A 13,094-nucleotide genomic window follows, 5' to 3' on the forward strand; every position below is an offset into this window, starting at 1 on the left:
GATGACGACAGCCCTGCTCCGGCCGTCAGCGAGACGGCTCCCGCCGAGGAGCAGTCCACGCCCGCCGCCGACGACACGACGCCTGCCGCCGAGGACACCACGCCCGCCCGACGACACCACACCCGCCACCGACGACACCGCGCCGGCGGCTGACGAGAACGTTCCTGCCGCCGCCCAGTCCGCCTCCTCCAGTGCGTCCGCGTCGGCCTCGGTGTCCGCCAGTCCCTCGGCGTCCGCGTCCACGGGCCCGGTCGAGTGCAACGAGGACGACCCCCAGGTCGACAAGAATCTGCACACCAGCCTCTCCGGCCTGCCCTCGAAGATCGTGGCCGGCAGTGGCTTCCACGGCTTCCAGCTGAACGTGAACAACACCGGCGACCGTGCTTACCAGCGCGTCGACCTCGGTGTCTTCGCCGCCCAGATGGACGAGGACGACTACTTCATCGACACCAGCCACCTCACCCTCCAGTACAAGGACCCGTCCTCCGGTAAGTGGGTCGACATCTCGCTGGACGAGAACGACGAGGGCGCCGGCTATCTCGGCTACACCGCCGTGAAGGCTCACGAGTCCTTCTCCGTCGACATGCGCCTGGCCGTGGACAAGACCGCTCCGGCCGGCCTCGGCTACGCCATCAGCATCGGCATGTACGCCGACGACGAGGGCAACTGCGTCTTCTCCGGCGACGACAGCTTCTACCAGTTCGACATCCTCAAGGCCGGCTCCGCTCCCGGAACCCCCGGTGACGCCAAGCCGCAGGGCGGCAAGAAGCCGCTGCCCAAGCACCAGCCGTCCGGCAACACCAAGATCGAGCCCCAGGGCCACCTCGCCCAGACCGGCTCCAGTTCCGCACTGCCGATGATTGCCCTGGCCGGCGGCGCCGCAGTGGCCGTCGGCGCGGGCGCGGTCTTCGTGGTGCGCCGCCGCAGGAGCGCGGGCCCGGGCGCCGCAGTCTGACAACCGCCTCTCGCCCCTGAACGCGAGGTCCACGCGGCCGCTCGCCAGCGACCGTGTGGACCCGCGCATGGGTTCGGCGGTCGGCCTCCGGTCAGCGGCCGCGGGGCGACACGGGCCGCTTCGAGGGAGCCGCGCGTCAGCAGTACCTCTGACCGGTGGGGGAGAGCGTGCGATCTGCGTGGTGGGAAACGATCACCCCGACCCCGGGAAACGATCTTTGTGGTCTCTGTATCTACGCTGACCAGCGCATTCCGTCGGTTCCCCGAGCCGGTCGCCGCCGTGGGCAGCCGCTGGGGTTTTCCCGACCCGGCGCACTTCAGCCATGCCTTCAAGGCCGTCTACGGCATGAGCCCGCGGGAGGCCCGGAGGTGACATCGACCGCGCTGGGGCTGGTCATGGTCGCCGGTGAGCCGGCCGGCGGTTTCCTCGCGCCGGTGATCGCCAGGTGGGCGTGCGACACCTGGGGCCTCCAGTCCGCCGTGTACATCTCGGCGGCGGGCGGGGTGGTGGTCGTACTGCTGTCGCTGGGGCTGCGGGAAACGGCGCCGGCTGTGCTGCGCCGCCGGGCCGGTGCCGCGCTGCCCGGTCCGGCCCTGGCACCGGAGACGACGTCGAGCGGTTCCGGTATGGCGTGAGGCAAGCCGGCGGCCCCGGGTACCTCCGACTTCTGGGGAACCCGGGGGCCGCCGGCACGGGGTCACTCGCCGGGCGCGCGCCCCTCGGCGGCCGCCAGCGAGTCGTAGCCGGGCTGTGCGAACAGCCGCTGCAGCTGCGGGCGGCGCACGCCGACGTTGCCGCCGTCGAAGAGCGGGTAGGCGAGGGCGTCCTGGAGCAGCCCGGCCAGCGGGCGGGCCGTCGTGTACGCCTCGGCGCCGACCGCGCGCATCGCGTCGTACACCACCTGGACGGCGGTCTCGGAGGCGAACACCTTGGTGGCCAGGGAGAGTTCGATTTCTCGACCGCCCGTCTTGTCGAAGTGGTCGCAGGCCTTCCAGGTCAGATAGCGACACGCCTCCAAACGGGCCTTCATGTCGGCGAGGAGGGTGCCGACGTTCTGGTGCTCGATGACGGGCACGGCACCGCCGCGCCGCTCGGTGCGGGCGAAGTCGAGGACCGTCCGGAAGGCCGCCCGCATCACGCCGACCGCGAAGGCGCCCACCAGGCCGGCCGTCGCGCCGAACGCGGACTCCAGGACGAGGATGCCGTCGCCGGGCTTGCCGAGCATGTTCGCGGCGGGGACCCGTACCTCGTCGAAGCGGATCCGCGACACCAGCGCGCCGCGGTGGCCGATGGTCTCCATCGAGTTCAGGACCGTGAGGCCCTGCTCGGGGCGGGGCACCAGGAAGACGGCGAGGGACTCCTGGGGCGGTGCGTCCGGGTCCGTGCGGGCCGCGACCGCGAACAGGTCGGCGCCCTCGCCGTCCCAGCCGGAGGCGTGCGGGATGAACTGCTTCTCGCCGCTGATCACCCACGCGTCGCCGTCCCCGCGCGCCACCGTGTTCATGCCGGTGCCGGGGTGGGCGGACTGGAAGTTCGCGGAGCCGCCCGGCTCGCTGAAGGCGAGCGCGGCCAGCGGCTCGCCCTCGTCGGAGACGAACGGCGGCAGAAACCGTTCCTGCTGCTCAGGGGTTCCGAACATGAGCAGTGGCATCAGGCCGAGGCCCGTGGAGAACAGCGACAGCGGCACGTCCGCGTCGACCGCCCACAGTTCCTCGGCCACGAGCGCCAGGTCCAGCAGGCCCGTCATCGTGCCGCCGAAGGGCGGCGGGACCTGCTTGCGCAGCAGCCCGGCGCGCACGAGGTCCCGGTAGACGGGCCGGGTCGCGGCGAACCGCTCCTCGGGCGTGCCGAGACCCGCCACGGTCTCCCGAACCCCGCTGAGCACGTCCTCGGCGACCTTCCGCGCATGAAGCTGAAGCTCCCGTTGCTCGGGGCTGAGGGTGAAGTCGATGGCCATGCGTCCGTGCCTTCCTCGATGGGGTGGGGCGGCTGGGTGCGGCCACTGTCCTGCTCCGAGGCCATGCGGTGGTTGTCTGCCGTGGCACGGGCGCTTGTCGTACCGTGCACACATCGGCAGGACGGAGCTCGCCGTGCTCAGCGCCAGTAGTTGTTCGCGGCCGCGATGGTCGCGAACTCCACGGCCACCACGTGGGCGATCGAGATCAGCGAGTCCGCGTCCCCGGCGTAGTCGGGGCGCAGCTTCTCCCGCACGGCGTCGTCGGGCTGCGTGGCCTTGATGACCAGGCGGGCCATCTTCAGCGCGAGCGCCCGGCCCTCCTCGGGGGTCGCGGTGATCAGGGTGTTGTCGGGGACGAGTGCCATCGCGTGACTCCTTGGGAGGTTGCCCGCGCGAAGCGGGTCTGGCGTACGACGACATCCCTCACCCGGAGCGCGCCACACCGCCCTTCCGACAGGCCCTCACCAGGCCTTTCGTGCCCGCTGACGCAAGACTTCGTGCACACCGGAACAAGCCACCGGCGGGCCGGCGGGGCGACGCTCGCCGCATGAGAGCCGCACACACGGAGTACGACCACATCGTGGTCGGCGCCGGGTCCGCAGGCTGCGCCGTCGTGCGCAGGCTCGTCGACGCCGGCCGAAGCGTTCTGCTGATCGAGTCGGGCGGCCGGGACGACAACCCGGCGATCCACGACCCCGGCCGGCTGTGGGAGCTGTGGAACTCCCCGCAGGACCACGCCTTCCTCACCGAGCCACAGCGCCACGCCGACGGAACCCAAGTCTTCTGGCCACGCGGCAAGGTCCTCGGCGGCTCCAGCGCCCTCAACGGCATGATCTACGTCCGGGGTCACCGCTCCGACTACGACGACTGGGTGAAGCGGTACGGCGCGACCGGTTGGTCGTACGACGAGGTGCTGCCGTACTTCAAGCGCTCGGAGGACTTCGAGGACGGCCCCTCCGCCTTCCACGGCGCCGGCGGCCCGATGCCCGTCACCCGCAACCCTGCTCCGAACCCGGTGACCAGCGCGTTCGTCGCGGCCTGCGAGGAGTACGGGATCCCGTACAACGACGACTGCAACGGCGAGGAGATCCTCGGCGTGCAGCTGCTGCACCGCACGATCCGCGACGGCAGGCGGGCCAGTGCCTGGACGGCGTTCGTGCAGCCGGTGCTGGACAACCCGCTGCTGACGGTCCGCACCGGGTCGACGGTCACGCGGGTGCTCGTCGAGTCCGCCCGTGCGGTCGGCGTCGAGCTGCTGCGGGAGGGCCGTACGGAGACGGTCCGCTGCTCGGGTGACGTGATCCTGTCCGGCGGCACCATCGGCTCCGCCCAGATCCTGCTGCTCAGCGGCATCGGCCCCGCCGACGAGCTGCGCGCCCTCGGTATCGGCGTCACCGCCGACCTGCCCGGTGTGGGCGGGAACCTGCACGACCACACCCTGGCCCCGGTGGTGTGGGAGTCGGCCCAGGAGGTGCCCGCGGGCACGGCGAACAAGCTGGAGGCCCACTACTTCGCCAAGACCGACCCGTCCCTGCCCGCGCCCGACATCCAGCCCCTGATGGCGCACGTGCCGCTGCCCGTCGTGGGCCAGGAGGTGCCCGCGGAGGGGCACGGCTACTCCGTGCTGGCCGGCATCATCCGTCCGCTCAGCCGGGGCCGGATGTGGCTGCGCTCGGCCGATCCGACCGAGGCCCCGGCACTCGACCCGAACCACCTCGCCGAACCGTCCGACCTGGCCGGCATGGTGACGGCCGTCCAGCAGGTCCGCGAGATCGGCGCGCAGCCCGCGCTCGCCGAGTGGCGGTCCAAGGAGATCGCGCCCGGCCCGGACGTCCAGTCGGACGAGGGACGCGGTGGCCGCCGCCGCGCAGGCCGACGTCGCCGTGGTCGTCGTGGCCACCACGGAGGAGGTCGAGAGCGAGGGCTTCGACCGTACGGACCTGAGGCTGCCCGGTCACCAGGACGAACTGGTCGCCCGTGTGGCCGCCGCGAACCCCCGGACCGTCGTCGTGGTCAACACCGGCTCCCCCGTGGAACTCCCCTGGAACGACGCCGTGCCCGCCGTCCTGCTCAGCTGGTTCCCCGGCCAGGAGGCCGGCCACGCACTCGCCGACGTCCTGCTCGGGGCCGCCGAGCCCGGCGGCCGACTGCCCACCACCTGGCCGTCCCACGCGGAGGACTGCCCGGTCCTGGACCCCCGGCCGACCGACGGCGTCCTGCGCTATGACGAGGGCGTTCTCGTCGGATACCCCGGTTGGAAGCACTCGGCGGTCGCCCCCGCGTACTGGTTCGGGCACGGCCTCGGCTACACCGACTGGGACTACGAGAGCGCCGAGTTCCTCCCTGTCGACGGCGAGCCCACCGCGGATGACCGGGCGTCTCTCGGCGTACTCCGGGTCCGGGTGCGCAACATCGGCACCCGCCCCGGGCGTGAGATCGTCCAGACGTACCTGGAGCCCGCTGTCACCGGCACGCCCTCCGACATCGGTCACTCACCGTGCCGACTCGCCGGTTTCGCTTCCGCCCAGGCCGACCCCGGGCAGACGGTCACCGTGGACATCGAGGTGCCACGGCGCGCCGCGCAGTTCTGGGACACCACGACACAGTCGTGGCGGGACCTGCCCGGCGGCCATCGGTTGCGCACCGGGCGCAGCTACGCGGACCTGCGCCTGGACACGACGGTCGCGCGGGGGTGACGTCCTGCGCGGGCGGCCGCGCGCCGGGACCACGCCCGCTGCCTCAGCCGCGTGCGGCCACGTACAGGGTCTGGGTACTGCGGCCGAGCGGCCCCTTCTCGTCGTGCAGGGCCGACTCGGCCAGGCCGATGCCCGCGCCGTCCACCATCGTCCGGGCGTCCAGGCAGACCCACTCGCCCTCGGGGTGGCGGTGCAGGCTGACGGTGAGGTCGGCGTTGATGAAGACGTAGCGGTGGAAGTCCAGCTCGGCGCTGACGCCGTTGCCCGAGTCGGCAGCCGTCAGCACCCGGCTGAGCGGCGTGATCTCCTCGCCCGCGACCAGGGGGACCCTCATGCGCATCCACGCCGTGGCCGGGCCGGGCTCGAGGAACGAACCCGCGGCGAAGCGCAGGTCCATGGCGGTGTGGTAGCCCTGCTCCCACGGGACGGGGAAGAACGCTTTCGCGGGTGCCGCCTCGGGCCCGGGAACCTGCCGGCCCGGCGACACCTCCGGTACCGAGCCCGGCGCCGCCTTCATCAGCAGAACCGTCGCCCGCATCACTTCCTGGCCGCCGTCGGGTGTCAGACCGACCTCCACGAGTTCGACGCTGCGCCCGGCGCGCAGCACGCGCGTGGACACGTTCAGCGGCCGTATCGGGACCGGGCGCATGATCTCGTACGTGAGCCGGGCCACCCGCATGTCCGGCCGGCCGTCCGGCCGTTGCTCGACGGCCAGCCCGAGCAGCGCGGCCGGCGGACCGGCGTGCTGGGAGTCGGCGTCCCAGGGCCCCCGGGTGTACGCGGTGGGGAGGAACCGGCCGTGGTCCTCCCGCTCGTAGAAGGCCTCGGCTTCCGACGCCGGCATAACCGTCCCTCCCTGCTACGTGGACTGTACGTCGACCAGTCTACTAAGCGCTTGCTCATTACGCAGGGAGTTGCGGCTCCGCCCGCCCGGAGACCCGCCCCGGCCAACAGGCAGGGGCGCGGTCGACAGGTCATGGCGAGCCAGGCTCGGCAGGGATGACCGGCGAGGGGGTGGCGTCGATGCACGGTCGGGCCCACAGCCCATGCAGACGCCGGACGTTTGGCCCCCGCGTGGCCCGCCTTCCCGGGATCGGCGGGCCGGTGCCTTGGGGGACACCGACGCGGGGTAAGCGGAACCTACGCTTCCGACGACAGAAACGGAAGCCCCTTTTTCTCTTGACCCCTCGACGTGCACAGACGCAACCTGAATCCCACGCGCTGCAAGGGAGCACCACATGAGCCGAGCCACCGACACACTCCGCGTCGTCGAGTACTGGACGGACACGGACACCCACGTGATCTTTCCCGTCCAGCGCAGCGAAGAAGTCGACCGCATGAGCGACGAGCAGCTGATCTCCCAGTACGGGGACCCGCAGCACGGGACGGTCGCGCGCATCGTCCGGTAGGTCACTTCACCGCCGGCCACGTCTCGGGCCGCCCGCTCCGCGCCTACGGGTGTTCGTCCAGCTGGAGGAAGCCCCCGAGCGAGAAGCACAGGGCGCCGGTGAGGGTGCCCCAGTTGGCGATGGCGGCGTTGACCAGGCTGTCGGTGGCGGGGCGGGTGAAGGCGGCGAGCGCCGAGACCATGAACAGGACGGAACCGAGCTGGTTCACAGCCACGATCCACCAGCCCAGGCTGCGCGTGCGGACGCAGGGCCGGCCGTGGCAGATCTCGACGAAGCCCAGGTGCCCGGAGATCAGGAAGAGTACGCAGCCGACCAGGTCGGGCGCCCAGATCAGCCGGTTGACCTGCTGGACGCTCAGGCCGCGCAGGAACGAGTCCAGCAGGGAGACGCCGAAGACGAGTGTCCCCGCGAAGAGGACGAATGCGCTCAGCCAGTCCACTCGCATCGGCTCGTAGCTCCACCACTGCCAGCGGCGGGTGACGAGTCGTCCTTCGCCGCCGGCGACGTGGCGGGGTGCGTTGATCACCTGGAGCAGCGAGACATAGCCACCGGTGTTGAAGAACAGTCCGCCCGCGAAGTAAATCGAGGCGCACTCGGTGGCGTCGCCGGAGCCGAACTGGGCGACGGCCGCACCGGCTGCGAAGACGGCCCCGCCGATGATGAAGGCGATCGCGGCGATGACGTTGAGTCTGCGCAGCCGGCCGATGGCGACGGCGTCCGCATGCGCGTGCCGACTGGCCGCCGCACCGGGCGGACGGACGGCGAGCAGCCCGCGCCGTCGCGCGAGCCGTGACTCCCATACCGCGGTGCCGCCGCCGGGAGGGTTCCAGGTAGCCCTGGTGGTGAACGGTCCGGCGCCCTCGGCGCGCTGTTCGGGCTGCCCCACGGGCCGAGCCTAGACCGCGGGCGGCACCGGAAGGCGGGCGAAACGCCGCCCTGTTGGTGAGGGAGGCCGACTGCGGCGCGCCGTCACGATGCAGAGTTGGTTGACCAATGATTGGCAGGCAAATATTTTGCTGCCAGGAGGTCACATGAGCTTCGACACGCCTTCGGGCACTCGTGGTACCCGTCAGCCCGGCCGCGCGCTCAAGTGGTTCAACGCATGGTCCATGCGGCGCATCCGCCGCAAGGGCGGCGGCAGGCTGATGGGCATGGACGCGCTGGTGCTGACGACCGTCGGCCGCAGGAGCGGGGAGTCTCGTTCCACCCCGGTGGGCTGGTTTCCCGGCAAGGACGGCAGCTGGCTGATCGTGGCCTCGGCGGCCGGGGCGGCGAAGAATCCGGCCTGGTACCACAACCTGGCCGCCCATCCCGACGAGGTGCGGGTGGAGATCGGAAACCGCACGGTGGACGTCGTCGCCGAGCAGCTCCACGGGGAGGAGCGGGAGGAGGCATGGCGGCAGATCACCACCGCCGCGCCCCGTTTCGCGCAGTACCAGGTGAAGACCGACCGCGAACTGCCGATCATCCGCCTGGTACCCCGCTCCCGCAACTGAGCTGCCCTCAACCTCAGCCGGCGTCGATCTGCATCACCACCGCCTTGGGCTCGGTGAAGAACTCCCGGCTGAAGGTGCCCCCTTCACGGCCGATCCCGGAGTCGCCGGCGCCGCCGAAGGGCGCCCGCAGGTCCCGTACGAAGAAGCAATTGACCCAGACCGTGCCCGCGCGCAGCGCCGCCGCGACCCGGTGTGCGCGGTGCAGGTTCTCCGTGAACAGCATCGCGTTGAGGCCGTACGACGTGTCGTTGGCCAGCTCGATCGCCTCGGCCTCGGTGCTGAACGGGATCACCACGACGACGGGGCCGAAGATCTCCTCGCGGGCGTGCCGGGCCTTCTGGTCCATGCCGGTGATGACGGTGGGTCGTATCGTCCAGCCGTCGCCCCGGCCGCCGGTGCGCATCGTGCCGCCCTGCTCCGCGATCGTGTCCACGTAACCGGCGACCTTCGCATGGTGCTCGGCGGAAGCCAGCGGTCCGATTTGGGTGGCCTCGTCCTTGGGGTCGCCGATGACCATCGCGTCCGCCGCGGCGACGAACCGGTCGAGGAACTCGTCGTAGATCTCCCGCTGGACGTAGAGCCGGGAGCCGGCCAGGCACACCTGGCCCGAGTTGGTGAACACGGCCCTGATCGACCACTCGACGGCGCCCGCCAGATCGGCGTCGGCGAAGACCAGGTTGGCACCCTTGCCGCCGAGTTCGAGGCTGACCGGTGTGAGGTTGCGGGCCCCGGCCGCGGCGATTACGCGGCCGGTGCCCGATTCGCCGGTGAAGGTGATGCGGTCCACGGCGGGGTTCTCGGTCAGGGCCTGGCCCGCCGAGTCGGGGCCGTATCCGTGGACGACGTTGAACACGCCAGGAGGCATGCCCGCCTCCAGGGCCAGCCGGGCGAGCAGGGTGGCCGAGACGGGGGTGTCCTCGGCCGGCTTCAGCACCACCGTGTTGCCCCACGCGAGGGCGGGTGCGACCTTCCAACTCTCCAGCATCATCGGGAAGTTCCACGGGGCGATCGCCGCGACGACCCCGGCCGGGTCGAAGCGGGTGTAGGCGTGGTGCCCCGTGTCCAAGGGGTAGGCCTCGGACGTGGACAACCTTGCATGGTCGGCAAAGAAACGGAAGTTGGCCGCCGTACGCGGGACGTCGTTGCCACGGGACTGGGTGATCGGCTTGCCCATGTCCCGGGTGTCCGCCGTGCCGAGGTCGTCGGCGTGGGCCTCGATCAGGTCGGCCAGGCGGTGCAGGATGCGGCCTCGCTCGGCCGCGCGCATCCGGGGCCAGGGTCCGGTGTCGAAGGCCCGGCGGGCCGCGGTGACCGCGCGGTCGGCGTCGGCGCCGTCGCCGAGGGCCACCTCCGCCCAGGGGCGGCGGGTGTGGGGGTCGGTGGAGGAGAAGGTGGCGCCGGCGAGGGAGGCCACCTCCTCGCCGTCGATCACATGGCCGTAGAACTCCATCAGCTCGTTCCTTCTCCGGAGGCGTTCGCCGCCTCGCGTTCGGCGATGGTGACGTCTCCGGCCGCCCAGTGGGTCTTCGGCAGTTCCCGGACGGCGACGCGCACGCTCTGCCGCGGTACGTCCAGTGCCTTGACGACCGCTGCCGTCACCTCGTGGATCAGCGAGCGGATCTGGTCCGGCGTACGGCCGTCGACCAGCGTGACTTCGACGAGCGGCATGTCAGCCTCCTGTCAGGTGGAGCGAACCGAGGTGGGTGAAGTGCACGGCGACGGTGGTGCCGGGCGGTACGGGTACGGCGTCGGTCATGCCGCCGGTCAGCACGATCCAGCCGGGCTCGATCGCGAGGCCCCGGCGGCCGAGTTCGTTGGCGGCGAGGGCCAGCGCCTCGGCCGGGTGGCCTTGTACGGCGGCGCCGGTGGCACTGTCGGCGACCTGGCCGCCGACCTCGACCAGGCAGGCCTCCATCGCGAGGTCCAGCGTCTCGGGGGGCACGCCGATCGGGCCGGTGAGGAAGCGGCCTGAGGAGGCGTTGTCCGCGACCACGTCGGGGAGCGTGAAGCGGAAGTCGCGGTAGCGGCTGTCGATGACCTCGATGCCGCCGTGCACGGAACCGACCGCGGCCAGCGCGGTGGCGGCGGTGACGCCGGGTCCGGCCAGCCGGTCCTTCATCACGAAGACGATCTCCGGTTCGGCGCGCGGGTGGATCAGCCGGTCCTGCGGGACCGGTGCGCCGGCGGGCAGGAGCATCGCGTCGGTCAGCCAGGCGGTCAGCGGTGCGGAGATGCCCATGCGCTCCTGCTTGGCCCGTGAGGTCAGGCCGAGCTTGACGCCGATGATGTGCTCGCCCCGGTTGAGCCTGCGCTGCAGCGTCTCGTCCTGCACCGCGTAGGCGGTGTCCAGGTCGAGTTCGGGCCACTCGTCGGTGAGGGGGTCGCGGTCGGTGCGGGTGTCCTCCGCCTCCAGCAGGGCGGTCGCGGCGCCTTCGAGGGTCCAGATCATCGGTCGGCCCCCGCCTTCTCGCGCTCCTCGGCGAGCCGCAGCGCGATGTCGATGATCATGTCCTCCTGGCCGCCGACGTAGCCGGCCTCGCCGACCTCCTGGAGGATTTCGTGGGCGGGGACGCCGTAGCGTTCCGAGGCCCGTTCGGCGTGCAGCAGGAAGCTGGAGTACACACCCGCGTAGCCCTGCACGATCGAGGAGCGGTCCATCCACGGCAGCCGGGGGATGAACGGCTTGACCACGTCCTGCGCGGCGGCCAGGGCGAGGTCGACGTCGACTCCCGTGGGGATGCCCATGCGCTCGAAGGTGGCCGCGAGCACCTCGGTCGGCGAGTTCCCGGCGCCGGCGCCGAGCGCGCACAGGGCGCCGTCGATCTGCTGGGCCCCGCCCTGGTAGGCGAGGACGGAGTTGGCGACGCCGAGGGAGAGGTTCTGATGGCCGTGGAAGCCGACCTGGGCCTCGTGTCCGATCTCGCTCACCAGGGCCTGGACCCGGGCCTGGGCGTCGGTCAGCACCAGGGCACCGGCCGAGTCGACGACGTACACGCACTGGGCTCCGGCGTCGACCATGATCCGCGCCTGCTGGGCCAGCTCCTGCGGGCCGACCCGGTGCGAGAGCATCAGGAAGCCGACCGTCTCCATGCCCAACTCACGGGCGGCGGTGAAGTGCTGGACGGACGTGTCGGCCTCGGTGCAGTGGGTGGCGATGCGGGCCACGCGCGCGCCGACGGAGTGGGCGCGCTTCAGCTCGGTGACCGTGCCGACGCCGGGCAGCAGGAGTACGGCGATCTTCGCGCGGGTGGCCTCGTCGACGGCCGCCCCGATCAGCTGGATCTCGTCGACCTTGGAGAAGCCGTAGTTGAAGCTGGAGCCGCCGAGGCCGTCGCCGTGCGCCACCTCGATGACCTCGACGCCCGCCTTGTCCAGGGCGTGTACGACGCCGCGCACCTGTTCCTCGGTGAACTGGTGCCGCATGGCGTGCGAGCCGTCCCGGAGGGTCGAGTCGGTGATGCGCAACTTGCGCGGCTCGTCGGTCTTTTCGGGGCTCATGAGGTCACCGCCGTCGTCTTCGCGCCCGCCAGCAGCTCGCCGACGCGAGCGGCCGCGGCCGTCATGATGTCCAGGTTTCCTGCCCAGGGCGGCAGATAGTCGCCCCGGCCGCGCACCTCCAGGAAGACGGCCACCCGGGCCTGGTCCTTCCACTCGGGGCGCGGGTCGTCGAACTGCGGGTCGGCGCGCAGCGTGTAGCCGGGCACGTACTCGGCCACCTCGCCGACCATGCGGACGATCGACTCGCTGATCGCGTCACGGTCGGCTTCTTCCGGGATGGCGCAGAAGACCGTGTCGCGCATGATCATCGGCGGCTCGACCGGGTTCATGATGATCACGGCCTTGCCCTTGCGGGCGCCGCCGACCTGCTCGATGGCCTGCGCGGTGGTCTCGGTGAACTCGTCGATGTTGGCGCGCGTTCCGGGTCCCGCCGAGCGGGAGGCGATCGACGCGACGATCTCCGCGTACCGCACCGGCACCACGCGGGAGACGGCGTGCACGATCGGGATGGTGGCCTGCCCGCCGCAGGTGATCATGTTGATGTTGGGGGCGTCCAGGTGCTCACGCAGGTTCACCGGTGGGCAGACCAGCGGGCCCAGCGCCGCGGGCGTCAGGTCGATCGCCTGGATGCCGGCTTCGGCGTAGCGGGGCGCGTGGGCGAGGTGCGCCTTGGCGGAGGTGGCCTCGAAGACCAGCTCGGGCAGCTCGTCCCGGGTCAGCAGCCAGTCGACTCCGTCCGCGGACGTCTCCAGACCCAGCTCGGCCGCCCGGGCGAGCCCGTCGGAGGCCGGGTCCACACCGACCATGTACCGCACGTCGACCGTCTCGCTGTGCAGCAGTTTGGCGAGCAGGTCGGTGCCGATGTTGCCGGGGCCGACGATGGCCTCCCGCTCACTGCTCGTCCCCTTCCTTCGCGAACCCGACGCGCACGGAGCCCAGGCCCGAGACACGTGCCTCGAACACGTCGCCGGGCGCGGCCGGAGCCATCGGACCCAGGGCGCCGGTCAGGACGAGATCGCCGGCCCGCAGCGGGTCCCCGCGCTCCGCGAGCGCCGAGGCCAGCCAGACGGCCGCGTTGAGGGG

Annotated in this window: 16 protein-coding genes and 1 pseudogene; 7 read left to right on the forward strand and 10 right to left on the reverse strand. The window is 71.6% G+C overall.

From position 1 onward, the window contains the following. The first annotated feature begins 211 nt into the window (after window positions 1-211). The 3 genes from BEK98_RS46365 (at window position 212) to BEK98_RS46375 (ending at window position 1,590) form a co-directional block, all read left to right on the forward strand. Window positions 212-955, forward strand: a complete 744-nt coding sequence (locus BEK98_RS46365; protein ID WP_244202301.1) for an LAETG motif-containing sortase-dependent surface protein — start codon at window positions 212-214, stop codon at window positions 953-955. Between the two features lie 279 nt (window positions 956-1,234). Next, entirely contained in the window at window positions 1,235-1,327 is a 93-nt protein-coding gene (locus tag BEK98_RS50640) for a helix-turn-helix domain-containing protein (protein WP_425276668.1), read from the forward strand. Then, window positions 1,324-1,590, forward strand: coding sequence for a hypothetical protein (locus tag BEK98_RS46375; RefSeq protein ID WP_208643429.1), 267 nt, complete (start codon window positions 1,324-1,326; stop codon window positions 1,588-1,590). Before BEK98_RS50640 ends, BEK98_RS46375 begins: the two co-directional genes overlap by 4 nt. A 62-nt stretch (window positions 1,591-1,652) precedes the next feature. On the opposite strand, the gene BEK98_RS46380 is transcribed toward BEK98_RS46375, so the two are convergent. Both BEK98_RS46380 and BEK98_RS46385 read right to left on the reverse strand, forming a co-directional pair. Next, the gene (locus BEK98_RS46380; protein ID WP_094222840.1) at window positions 1,653-2,912 is read right to left on the reverse strand and encodes an acyl-CoA dehydrogenase family protein; all 1,260 of its coding nucleotides are present in this window, start codon (window positions 2,910-2,912) and stop codon (window positions 1,653-1,655) included. A 137-nt stretch (window positions 2,913-3,049) separates the two neighbouring features. Beyond that, complete coding sequence (locus BEK98_RS46385; protein ID WP_094222841.1) at window positions 3,050-3,277, reverse strand: hexameric tyrosine-coordinated heme protein; 228 nt, start codon at window positions 3,275-3,277, stop codon at window positions 3,050-3,052. Between the two features lie 182 nt (window positions 3,278-3,459). Between BEK98_RS46385 and BEK98_RS46390 the strand changes: the two are divergent. Beyond that, window positions 3,460-4,701 (forward strand): annotated as a pseudogene (locus BEK98_RS46390) (GMC family oxidoreductase); the annotation flags it as partial. 103 nt (window positions 4,702-4,804) lie between these two features. Further along, a complete protein-coding gene (locus tag BEK98_RS46395) occupies window positions 4,805-5,608 on the forward strand; it encodes a glycoside hydrolase family 3 C-terminal domain-containing protein (RefSeq protein WP_341869057.1) in 804 nt (267 codons plus the stop codon). Window positions 5,609-5,651: 43 nt separating this feature from the next. On the opposite strand, the gene BEK98_RS46400 is transcribed toward BEK98_RS46395, so the two are convergent. Next, window positions 5,652-6,452, reverse strand: a complete 801-nt coding sequence (locus BEK98_RS46400) for a thioesterase family protein (RefSeq protein WP_094222843.1) — start codon at window positions 6,450-6,452, stop codon at window positions 5,652-5,654. A 394-nt stretch (window positions 6,453-6,846) separates the two neighbouring features. On the opposite strand from BEK98_RS46400, the gene BEK98_RS49405 reads away from it, so the two are divergent. Next, window positions 6,847-7,017 (forward strand): hypothetical protein, encoded by a 171-nt coding sequence (locus BEK98_RS49405; protein ID WP_167444455.1) that lies wholly within the window; start codon window positions 6,847-6,849, stop codon window positions 7,015-7,017. A 43-nt stretch (window positions 7,018-7,060) separates the two neighbouring features. On the opposite strand, the gene BEK98_RS46405 is transcribed toward BEK98_RS49405, so the two are convergent. Further along, complete coding sequence (locus BEK98_RS46405) at window positions 7,061-7,903, reverse strand: hypothetical protein (RefSeq protein WP_094222844.1); 843 nt, start codon at window positions 7,901-7,903, stop codon at window positions 7,061-7,063. A 145-nt stretch (window positions 7,904-8,048) separates the two neighbouring features. Here BEK98_RS46405 and BEK98_RS46410 point away from each other — a divergent pair, with 145 nt between their 5' ends. Next, entirely contained in the window at window positions 8,049-8,513 is a 465-nt protein-coding gene (locus BEK98_RS46410; protein WP_094222845.1) for a nitroreductase/quinone reductase family protein, read from the forward strand. Window positions 8,514-8,526: 13 nt separating this feature from the next. On the opposite strand, the gene BEK98_RS46415 is transcribed toward BEK98_RS46410, so the two are convergent. The 6 genes from BEK98_RS46415 to BEK98_RS46440 all read right to left on the reverse strand — a co-directional run. Further along, on the reverse strand, window positions 8,527-9,963 hold the full coding sequence (locus tag BEK98_RS46415; RefSeq protein ID WP_094222846.1) for an aldehyde dehydrogenase: 1,437 nt from the start codon (window positions 9,961-9,963) through the stop codon (window positions 8,527-8,529). Beyond that, window positions 9,963-10,181, reverse strand: coding sequence for a tautomerase family protein (locus BEK98_RS46420; RefSeq protein WP_094222847.1), 219 nt, complete (start codon window positions 10,179-10,181; stop codon window positions 9,963-9,965). Before BEK98_RS46420 ends, BEK98_RS46415 begins: the two co-directional genes overlap by 1 nt. A gap of 1 nt (window position 10,182) precedes the next feature. Then, the gene (locus BEK98_RS46425; protein WP_094222848.1) at window positions 10,183-10,962 is read right to left on the reverse strand and encodes a 2-keto-4-pentenoate hydratase; all 780 of its coding nucleotides are present in this window, start codon (window positions 10,960-10,962) and stop codon (window positions 10,183-10,185) included. Further along, window positions 10,959-12,011, reverse strand: a complete 1,053-nt coding sequence (dmpG, locus tag BEK98_RS46430; protein WP_094222849.1) for a 4-hydroxy-2-oxovalerate aldolase — start codon at window positions 12,009-12,011, stop codon at window positions 10,959-10,961. The genes BEK98_RS46425 and dmpG overlap by 4 nt, the downstream gene beginning before the upstream one ends. Continuing rightward, window positions 12,008-12,892 (reverse strand): acetaldehyde dehydrogenase (acetylating), encoded by an 885-nt coding sequence (locus BEK98_RS46435; RefSeq protein WP_094222850.1) that lies wholly within the window; start codon window positions 12,890-12,892, stop codon window positions 12,008-12,010. The genes dmpG and BEK98_RS46435 overlap by 4 nt, the downstream gene beginning before the upstream one ends. A gap of 10 nt (window positions 12,893-12,902) precedes the next feature. After that, window positions 12,903-13,094, reverse strand: a 192-nt coding sequence (locus BEK98_RS46440; protein ID WP_341869058.1) for a fumarylacetoacetate hydrolase family protein, incomplete at its 5' end; no start/stop codon positions are given.

It is taken from the genome of Streptomyces diastatochromogenes (assembly GCF_002242805.1).
Lineage (GTDB): Bacteria > Actinomycetota > Actinomycetes > Streptomycetales > Streptomycetaceae > Streptomyces > Streptomyces diastatochromogenes.